Origin of the sequence: Nocardia cyriacigeorgica NBRC 100375 (genome assembly GCF_000308555.1) — a bacterium.
In the GTDB taxonomy this organism is placed as follows: Bacteria; Actinomycetota; Actinomycetes; order Mycobacteriales; family Mycobacteriaceae; genus Nocardia; species Nocardia cyriacigeorgica.
Genome location: NZ_BAFY01000325.1, coordinates 46,264 through 54,682, shown reverse-complemented (window position 1 = coordinate 54,682; position 8,419 = coordinate 46,264). Strand labels below are relative to the sequence as shown.

Below are 8,419 nucleotides of genomic sequence, written 5' to 3'. Positions count from 1 at the left end.
ATCGGATCCGCGCCCACCTCACCCGCCGGCCACCGCTGCTGGTGCTCGACAATTGCGAGCATCTACTGCTGCCCTGCGCGACGCTGATCGCCGAGCTGCTACCCGCATGTCCGGGCCTGACCATTCTCACCACCAGCAGGCAACCTTTGGGGGTGCCGGGTGAGCAGGTCTTCCGGGTGCCGCCGCTGTCGATCCCGGCGGTCACCGACCTGAACCCTGCCGCCCTTGGCGAGGTCGAGGCGGTGCGTTTGTTCCTCGACCGGGCCGCCGCCACCCGCGCCGATTTCACGCTCACCGCCGAGAATGCCGCCGATATCGCGGGATTGTGCCGGGCCGTGGACGGGGTGCCTTTGGCCATCGAACTCGCCGCCGCCCGGGTCCGGTCATTGTCACCTCGGCAGATTCTCCAACGCTGGGCGGGGCAGCTGGCCTTGTCCACGCCCGGAGCCCGCACTGTTCCCGGACGTCAGCGCACCCTCCGCGCCGCTGTCGACTGGAGTTACACGCTGTGCACCGATGCCGAGCGTGCGGTGTGGCGGCGGCTGTCGATCTTCGCCGGAACCTTCGATCTGGAGGCGGCCGAGTACGTGTGCGCGGATGTCGGCGCCGAAGCGATCATCGATGTGATCGACAGCCTGGTGGACAAATCGCTGCTCGAACGCCACGGTGACACGATCGTCCGCTACCGGATGCTGCGCCCGCTGCGCGAATACGCCGCCGAGCGGCTGGCCGCCGACAACGATCACGGGCAGGCGGCTCGCCGTCACCGCGACTGGTTCCATCACCTGATCAGGATCGCCGACGACGACTGGTTCGGGCCGGACCAGACGGCCTGGATCCGGCGACTGCGCGACGATCATGCCGACATCGTCGCCGCGATGGACTGGTCGCTGGATACTCCCGGCGAAGCCGATATCGCCCTCTCGATGGCGTGCCGGTTGCCCGAGTACTGGACGTTGCGCGGCGCGAGCAAGCAGGCCCGGATCTGGCTGGATCGTGCCTGCGCGGGCGCCGCGCCCGATCACCCCGATCGCGGCCTCGCCCTCGCGATGTCGGCGCTGCACGCGACCTGGCTGTGCGACCTCGACGACGCCGACCTCCGGCTCGCCGCGGCGGACGCGGAGGCGGCGCGCTCGGCCGACCCGATCGTGGCCGCGCAGGTGATGATGATCCGCGCCCAAGGCTGCAAGATCCGGCTCGACAACGACGCGGCCGCGACCCTGGCCGCCGCCGCGGTCGAGATCTTCGACGCCCACGGCGACGGCCGGGGTGCGATAGGCGCGCGCAATATTCTCGCGTTGTCGATGTTTTCCAAGGATGTCGACACCGCACTCACCGTCATCGGTGACGCGCTCGCCGCGAGCACAGCCGCAGGTGACACCTACTATCGCGACGTCCTGTATTTCAGCCTGGCGTTGATCGAGCTCAGCCGGGGCAGGATCGATGCCGCTCGCACGCTGACCCGCACCGCGCTGGCCTCGACTCGGCGGCGCGACAGCCAGTTCGGCGACGCCTACCACGTCGAGGAACTCGCCTGGATCGCCTGCCTCAGCGGCGAGCACACCCGTTCGGCCACGTTGTTCGGGGCAGCAGCCTCGGCGTGGGAGCGGCTCGGCGCCGACCCCGACATCATGTTGCCGGTCCCGCACCGGATGTTCTGGCAGCAGGCGCGGCAGGCGCTCGGGTCCGCCCGGTTCGAGACCGCCTACCAATACGGCTACGCCATGAGCCCGGACTATGGCCGTCGCTATGCGCTCGACGACCGATCCCGCGCGGTGAATGCCCGCGAGTGCCCGCTCAGCCCACGGGAGATGCAGGTCGCCGAACTGATCGCCCAGGGCGCGACCAACCGTGAGATCGCCGAACGCCTGGTGATCGCGGTGCGCACCGCCGACACCCATGTCCAGCACATTCTCACCAAACTCGGGGCCGCCAACCGAGCGCAGATCGCGGCCTGGTTCACCGCGAACACCGGATACGTAGCCATGAATGCGTAATTTCGACGATGCCCGGCGATGCGGTCGCCGGGCAAGCTGAGCCTTCCACAGCAGTTGGGAGGCCCGAGTGCACGAGTCACCACCGGTCGGGCTGCTTCCGCGTCCGGCCGGGCAAGCGCAGAAACCGGCTACGCGGGCGGCGTGCGACCTCCCAGCGATCGCGGCACAGTGTGCACGAATCGCCCGGGCCGACCCGGAATCCCTCGACCTGGCAGCGGAGCTGACCTGGGTGGAACACGCTGCCGCCGCCGCGGCCGGCGTGGGCATTCCGCTCGAGACGGTCTTGCAGACGGTGCACGAGGCGGTCCGCGACGCGCTCGCCGCTAGCGTCTACGGCACCACGCGCGTCCCGCCACAGCCCGCGCAAGTACTCGACCGCACCTCGACCACGGTTCGGGCGCTCGATCTGCTGACCTCCGCGATGTCCGCCGCGTACGTGGACCAGCTCCGGGCGCTCACGCACTCCGCACCGGAGGAACAGCTGGTGTCCGCGCTCCTCGCGGGCACCGCCACGTCGACACAGGCGCGGCAGTGCGGAATCGAACCGGCCGACGAATACGACGTGCTGGCGCTGGCCATGCCGCCGCACCCCGACACGCGGCGACCTGGTCTCGACAGCCGATCCGTCGCACGCAGCGCAGTACGTCGCGTGCACGCCGCACTCACTGCCCGATACGCCGGTCGTGTTCTCGCGGTCCTGTCCGTGGACGGCGGCACCGTGCTCGTTCCGGCCGATGGGCCGCCGGCCGGAACGGTGATCGCCGAACTCTCCCGAGCCGCGGGTGTAGCGCTCACCGCTGCGTCCGTGGTCGCCGCGGTGACCGAGATCCCCGAAGCCGCCGAGCGCGCCCACGGCACCCTCGATGTGGTGCAGCGGCTCGGATTACCCAGCGGCGTGCACCGTTTCACCGATCTGGTGCTCGAATACCAGCTCACTCGCCCGGGCCCGGGGCGTGAGCATCTGGGCCGGCTGCTCGCACCCCTCGATGATCACCCGGAACTCCTCGACACGCTGCGCTGCCATCTGGCCAACGATTTGAGCCGCACGGTGACCGCGCGCCGCCTGCATGTGCATGCCAATACCGTCGATTACCGGCTGCGGCGGATCGCCCAGCTCACCGGGCTCGACCTCGGCCGGGCCGATGGATTGTGGTACTTGCGTAGCGCGTTCGTGGCGCACAGCTATGCCAAGGGCGGCCCGAGCGCGGCGTGAACACCGGCGCTGCGCGGCTTCCCGCGATCGGCTGCTAGGCGCCTGCGAGTTCGCGTTCGTGAGTGCTCGCAAGATCGCGGTCGTTGGCCGCGGCGAGTTCGCGGTCGTGGGCGGCGGGACGCGCGCTGAACGGGCATTGCCAGTCGGCGGGTTTGGGGCGGCCGGAGTAGCGGCGGGCTTCGGAGAGCTTCTCGTATTCGAGCAGGTTGGGGTTGATGTCGCCCTGGAGCGCGATGTCCTGTTTGCGGATCTTCTCGGCCAGGCGGTCCCACATGCCCGCGGCCTTGATGCGGCCGAACTGCTCGTGGGAGTTGAAGGCCAGCATCGGGAACGGTGGGCGGCGGCCGTAACGACGGTGGGTTTCGTGCAGGCCGATGACGAAGAACGGGTGGCCGGCCACGCTGTAGCCGAACTCGCCGGACTGCGGGTCCGAGGAGTAGCCGGGCGCCCAGGCGTAGCGGTCGGCGTCGGCTTCGTGCAGCAGTTGCAGGTGCTGCCACAGCAGCTCTTCGAAACGCAGCTCGTCCACGCCGCGCGGCTGCTCGAAGGTCGCGATGAAGCTGGTGAATTTGCGTGCGCTCCAGTCGGCGGCGCCGACGAACTCGGCCAGATCCAAGGCCATCAATCGCGCCGATTCCTCGCCACCCATCACGTCGTAGTGGCGGTGAGTGATGCCGCCCTGCCGCCAGGCGGAGCGGCCCGCCAGACAGGCGAACCGGTCCCCGAGCAGAAATGCCTCCAGCTCAGCCCGCGCATCCGTCGTCAATCCCGGTGTTCCTTTCCAACCACGTGTCCCTCAGCCGAGGGGGTAGATCATCGTTTCCACGTGGCGAATGCACCCACCTCGACCGCACTGCGCTGCGCATCCTGTCAGGCCGAGGGCCGGGTGCGCGAATCGAGCGGATCGGTACCCCGCGGGGGTTGCCATCTACGGAGCCGGAAACCGGCAGGCGAGCATGGCCGGAATCACATCGCCCGCGTCGCCGTGGGTGATGAACGGCGGGGCGGCGGCCAGGCTTTGCGCACTCGACGAGGACAGCGCGAGTTCGGACAGCACGGTGACGACGACGATGAGCGGGTGCTCACTCGGACGAGGTGCGGGCCCCGGCGCACAGTGCGTGATCGATCAGGGCGCTCGCCGCGTTCTCTTGGTCCCGGATGTGCTCCGGGGTGTCGCCGAGTGCTTCGGACATGGAAACCACGGCGCTGCGCCGGCCGTCGTCGCTGACGCCGTTGAGGGTCACGTAGCCGCCGTCCCCGCCCTCGTGACCCCAGTAGATTCCTCCGCAACTCAGGGGCCGCTGCACCAGGCCGAGCCCATATCGACCGCCGGGCCACAGCTGTTGTACCTGCGCGCTCACGGGGACGGTCTGCTTCATCTCGGCCAGCTGCTGGGGTGGTAGTAGGCGTCCTGCGAGCACCGCGCGGAAGAAGTCGTTCTCGTCCTGAGTGGTCGCCACCCACGAGAAATTCTGGCTGACGGATATCTGTTCGGTGACATCCACTTCGGCACCGGGGCCGAAGTATTGGTAGGTCCGTGCGTGCGGTGCGGGCACGGTCGGCGAGGCGCCCATCCACCGGGTCCGCTCGAGGCCGAGCGGGACCAGGATGCGCTCCTCGATCTCCTGACGGGCAGGCCGGCCGGTGGCCTGCTCGATAATCATGTCGAGCAGGATGTAGCCGGTGTTGGAATAGGACCAGCCCGCTCCGGGCGGGAAATCCGGTGCATGCTCCATCGCGCGTGCCACCAGTTGCTCGGCGGTGTGGACGTCATAGCGCTGCTGGTAGTACTCCTGCGGCGTGGTGTATCCGGGCAGATCGTCGTGGATTCCGCTGGTGTGCTGAAGCAGGTGACGGATCGTGATGCGGTTGCCGTCGTTGCCGTTACCCTGCACCACGTGCGGCAGCCAGTGCTCGACCGTGTCGTTCAACGACAGCGTGGACTCGGCCGCCAGTTGCAGCACCACGGTGGCGATGAGTGTCTTCGACGTGCTGGCCATCCGGAAGTAGCCCTCGGGATCGACCGGTTGGCCGGCGGTCTGGTCGGCGCTGCCACTGGTGGCGACAGCCTGGCGACCGTCAGCCCCGATAGCTCGCGCTTGGGCACCGCTGACACCGAGGGCGTGGATCGCCTCGACATCCTGGCGCAACTGCTCGTCCGGAGAAATGCCGGCCGACTCCGCACACCCGGTGATCACCCCGACGGCCAGCAGGGTTGCTGCGCCGAGCGCCGCGGCCCGGAGTATTCGCACAGTAGAAGGCATGACCGAAACCTAGTTTCGTCCCCGACGAGGCACATCCGGCGTGACCCTGGAATCCGGATCGGGGTATCCCCCCGGCCCGGACACGGTGGGACCGCACTCGACTCGACGCACACCGCCGGGGTGCCGACTCCGGACGCACTCGCGGACCGGGGCGAGGATTTGGCCGCCGCCCCCCGAGCCCGCGGTCAGCTGCGATCAGGGGCGGTCGAACTCGCCGTCCGTGGCACCGGCCAGGAAGGCGTCCCACTCGGACGGGGTGAACACCAACGCCGGACCGGAGGGGTTCTTCGAGTCGCGGACACCGACCAGGCCGCCATCGAGGTGGGCGACTTCCACGCACGCGTTCGCGTCCGCAGACCGGCTGCTCTTGAACCATCGGGCCCTGGACAGATCGACACTCATGGTTCGAACTCCTTCACTAGCCAGGACCGGCGGCGCGGGCCCGGGATCGGATGGAAGTACCTGGCCACTTCCGCCTCAGGGACGGTCGAACTCGCCGTCAGTGGCTCCGCTCAGAAACGCGTCCCACTCCGACGGAGTGAAGACCAGCGCCGGACCGGTCGGATTCTTGGAGTCACGGACGCCGACCATGCCACCGTCGAGATGGGCGACTTCCACACACGCGTTCGCGGCTTCCGACCGGCTGCTCTTGAACCACCGCGCCCCAGAAAGATCTACGCTCACGCTTCGAACTCCTTTGCTATATCCAGGATTAGCGACCTGGTGTCTTGTTCGTCCAACGCTACACGCTGCAGCGCCGTCCAGGCGTGCCGATAGCGCTCGATCTCGGCTGCGCGCTCGAGGAACAAATGGCCCGCCCATTCCTCGACGTAAACCACGGGTGGCTCGATCATCCGCGACGATGGCAGGGGCGGGAATTCCAGCAGTGTGAATGACCCGACCTGGAGTCCGATATGCCCGTCGGCATGCAGTGGGATCACACGGACAGAGATGTTCGGTCTCGTAGTCGCCTCGGCCAGATGCCGAAGCTGCCGCGCCATAACTGGGGGTCCGCCGACCCGATGACGCAACACTGCTTCCGACAAGATCACGTCCATACTGAATCCTTCCTGATCCAGTTTGGCTTTCCGCCGCATGGCCAACTCAACCTGGCGCTCCACCTCATCGGTCGGCATGGTCGGATTGGCGACCCAGAGCATGTCGCGCCGGTACTCCGCAATTTGCAGAAGCCCGTGGACCAGGGTCAGCTGGAACGTTGTGATACTCCGCGCGGCATCTTCCAGCCCGAGGTAGTGATCGAACTTCGGTTCGACCGGATAACTTCTCCACCAACCGTTCCCGGCCTTCTTCGCCTCCTCGACCTCCGCAGCCAACGTCAGCAGCCGCTCGCGCTCGGCTGCACTCGCTTCGTACTCATCGCACAGCGCGTTGACGTACACCCGCGACAACTTCGTCGGTAACCCGTCTTCCATCCTCCCGATGGTCTGCGGCGAGACCTCGATGACCTTGCCCGCCGCCGTTTGGCTCTTGCCCGCTCGCATCCGCAACCTGCGCAGTTCCCGCCCGGCCGCCCGTTGTGGGAGTGTCGACCCCGCTGCCATCTCGTTAGCCTCGCTATCGGATTGTTCGAATTATGGAACGCCTCGCCATGGAGCACGTGGTCGTGTTCGGACCATCGCAGAAATTGGTTGTCTCGGCGTAAGAAACCCGACGATGGACATTCCAAAGCCCTTGCGCGGCGTGTCTACTGAGCTCAGCTCCTGAGCGCCGGAGGAGGTCCGCCCCAATCGGACCCCGGCCACTCGGGGCACACCAACCGATGACGAGACCGGAGGTGCCCACGATTATGAACGCCCTTCCCCCTTTTCGCCACAACGCCGTGCTCAGCATGAGTGTCGAGCTCGCACACCGGGTGATGCAGGAACACATCGACTGTCCCGTCACCGTCTGCGCCATCAAGTCACAGGCGAAAACCCTACTGGTGCAACACCACCGCATGGCACCGTCCAACCGCATGAAGTTCGGGTACTAGCCGTGGACAGACTGCGCGAGATCGAAATCGCCGTCCTGCGCGAGGTGATCGACGCCGTCGACGCCCGCCTCGACACCATCGCCCACCTGACCGTGCCCCGCTCCAAGGTCTACGCCTCGGTCATCTACGCCGTCTTGTCCAGCGCCCGCAGCACCGGCCATTACGGCGCAGGGATGCTCGCCAACGCACCCCTGCTCGACTCGATCCTGTCCGGCGCCGAAGGCACCGACCACGGCGCCACCATCTTCGCCACCCTGGTGGACCTGAACGCGTTGAACTAGCACCAGGACAGCTGCCGGGCAGACCCGGTCCGCCGGCCGACGGTGCGCGAACGCCCGTCTGTTTCAGGAAAGCCCCTGCACGGCAGTGCGTTCCGCGATCCGAGCCCACACGGCCGGATCGGTGCGCGGGCCGCCCGGAGTGTTCGCGCCGTACCGCTCGATCTCGGCCGCGATGTCGAGCGGCGCGGTCATCGAGGTCGCTGTCCGCAGCGCCTCTTCCACCCGCTCGTCGGGCACCAGCCAGCACACCTCGAACTCGATGCCGTCGGGGTCGCGGCCGTAGACCGCCTTGGTCGACGCGTGATCCCCGGCACCGGTCAGTGCCCGTGCCTCGGCCAGCGCGGTGCGCATGGCAGCGAGTTCATCCAGGGTGTCGACCTCCCATGCCACGTGGTACAGCCCGACCGACCCCGGCGGCGCCGCCGCCGAGTTGCGGGCCTGAAACAGACCCAGGTCATGGTCGTTGGCCGAGCCCGCGTGCCGCAGGAACGCGCCGCCGGGGAATCCGCCGGGCAGCCGCTCGAAGCCGAGAACTCCCTCGTAGAAGGCGAGACTGCGTTCCAGGTCCGACACGTACAACACGACGTGGTTGATTCCTCGCATACCCACACTCCTCTACCTCGCCGCTCCTGCCACGCCGGTGACGCGGCGCAACCCTCTCCCTCCATACT

The 8,419-nt window shown here is 67.7% G+C and carries 11 protein-coding genes; 4 read left to right on the top strand and 7 right to left on the bottom strand.

Annotation, left to right across the window (positions count from 1 at the left end; translation table 11 throughout):
* Both RJ05_RS28180 and RJ05_RS28170 read left to right on the top strand, forming a co-directional pair.
* Positions 1-1,997: ATP-binding protein (locus RJ05_RS28180; protein ID WP_036542953.1), on the top strand; the 1,997-nt coding region annotated here is incomplete at its 5' end.
* 229 nt (positions 1,998-2,226) lie between these two features.
* Positions 2,227-3,210, top strand: a complete 984-nt coding sequence (locus tag RJ05_RS28170) for a PucR family transcriptional regulator (protein ID WP_051017040.1) — start codon at positions 2,227-2,229, stop codon at positions 3,208-3,210.
* Between the two features lie 34 nt (positions 3,211-3,244).
* Here the strand turns inward: RJ05_RS28170 and gntA are convergent, their stop codons facing one another.
* From gntA to RJ05_RS28145, 6 genes are all read right to left on the bottom strand, one after another.
* On the bottom strand, positions 3,245-3,976 hold the full coding sequence (gntA, locus tag RJ05_RS28165) for a guanitoxin biosynthesis heme-dependent pre-guanitoxin N-hydroxylase GntA (RefSeq protein ID WP_036542946.1): 732 nt from the start codon (positions 3,974-3,976) through the stop codon (positions 3,245-3,247).
* A gap of 162 nt (positions 3,977-4,138) precedes the next feature.
* On the bottom strand, positions 4,139-4,267 hold the full coding sequence (locus tag RJ05_RS32645; protein WP_255220972.1) for a hypothetical protein: 129 nt from the start codon (positions 4,265-4,267) through the stop codon (positions 4,139-4,141).
* A 25-nt stretch (positions 4,268-4,292) separates the two neighbouring features.
* Positions 4,293-5,474: a serine hydrolase domain-containing protein gene (locus tag RJ05_RS28160; protein WP_036542944.1), complete on the bottom strand. Its 1,182-nt coding sequence runs from the start codon at positions 5,472-5,474 to the stop codon at positions 4,293-4,295.
* Between the two features lie 195 nt (positions 5,475-5,669).
* Positions 5,670-5,876, bottom strand: a complete 207-nt coding sequence (locus tag RJ05_RS28155; protein ID WP_036542941.1) for a DUF397 domain-containing protein — start codon at positions 5,874-5,876, stop codon at positions 5,670-5,672.
* A 75-nt stretch (positions 5,877-5,951) separates the two neighbouring features.
* A complete protein-coding gene (locus RJ05_RS28150; RefSeq protein WP_036542937.1) occupies positions 5,952-6,158 on the bottom strand; it encodes a DUF397 domain-containing protein in 207 nt (68 codons plus the stop codon).
* The gene (locus RJ05_RS28145) at positions 6,155-7,036 is read right to left on the bottom strand and encodes a helix-turn-helix domain-containing protein (RefSeq protein WP_036542935.1); all 882 of its coding nucleotides are present in this window, start codon (positions 7,034-7,036) and stop codon (positions 6,155-6,157) included. The genes RJ05_RS28150 and RJ05_RS28145 overlap by 4 nt, the downstream gene beginning before the upstream one ends.
* 245 nt (positions 7,037-7,281) lie before the next feature.
* Between RJ05_RS28145 and RJ05_RS28140 the strand changes: the two genes are divergently transcribed.
* Both RJ05_RS28140 and RJ05_RS28135 read left to right on the top strand, forming a co-directional pair.
* Positions 7,282-7,467 carry a hypothetical protein gene (locus tag RJ05_RS28140; RefSeq protein WP_036542932.1) on the top strand — a complete coding sequence of 62 codons (186 nt, stop codon included), beginning with the start codon at positions 7,282-7,284 and terminating at the stop codon, positions 7,465-7,467.
* 2 nt (positions 7,468-7,469) lie between these two features.
* Complete coding sequence (locus tag RJ05_RS28135; protein WP_036542929.1) at positions 7,470-7,748, top strand: hypothetical protein; 279 nt, start codon at positions 7,470-7,472, stop codon at positions 7,746-7,748.
* Between the two features lie 63 nt (positions 7,749-7,811).
* Here RJ05_RS28135 and RJ05_RS28130 read toward each other — a convergent pair whose 3' ends face one another.
* A complete protein-coding gene (locus RJ05_RS28130) occupies positions 7,812-8,351 on the bottom strand; it encodes a VOC family protein (protein WP_174343981.1) in 540 nt (179 codons plus the stop codon).
* Between the last annotated feature and the right edge of the window lie 68 nt (positions 8,352-8,419).

Coding starts and splice junctions, on each gene's coding strand:
- RJ05_RS28160 (WP_036542944.1), bottom strand. CDS start 5,474: ATGCCTTCTACTGTGCGAATACTCCGGGCCGCGGCGCTCGGCGCAGCA.
- RJ05_RS28155 (WP_036542941.1), bottom strand. CDS start 5,876: ATGAGTGTCGATCTGTCCAGGGCCCGATGGTTCAAGAGCAGCCGGTCT.
- RJ05_RS28145 (WP_036542935.1), bottom strand. CDS start 7,036: ATGGCAGCGGGGTCGACACTCCCACAACGGGCGGCCGGGCGGGAACTG.
- RJ05_RS28140 (WP_036542932.1), top strand. CDS start 7,282: ATGAACGCCCTTCCCCCTTTTCGCCACAACGCCGTGCTCAGCATGAGT.
- RJ05_RS28130 (WP_174343981.1), bottom strand. CDS start 8,351: ATGCGAGGAATCAACCACGTCGTGTTGTACGTGTCGGACCTGGAACGC.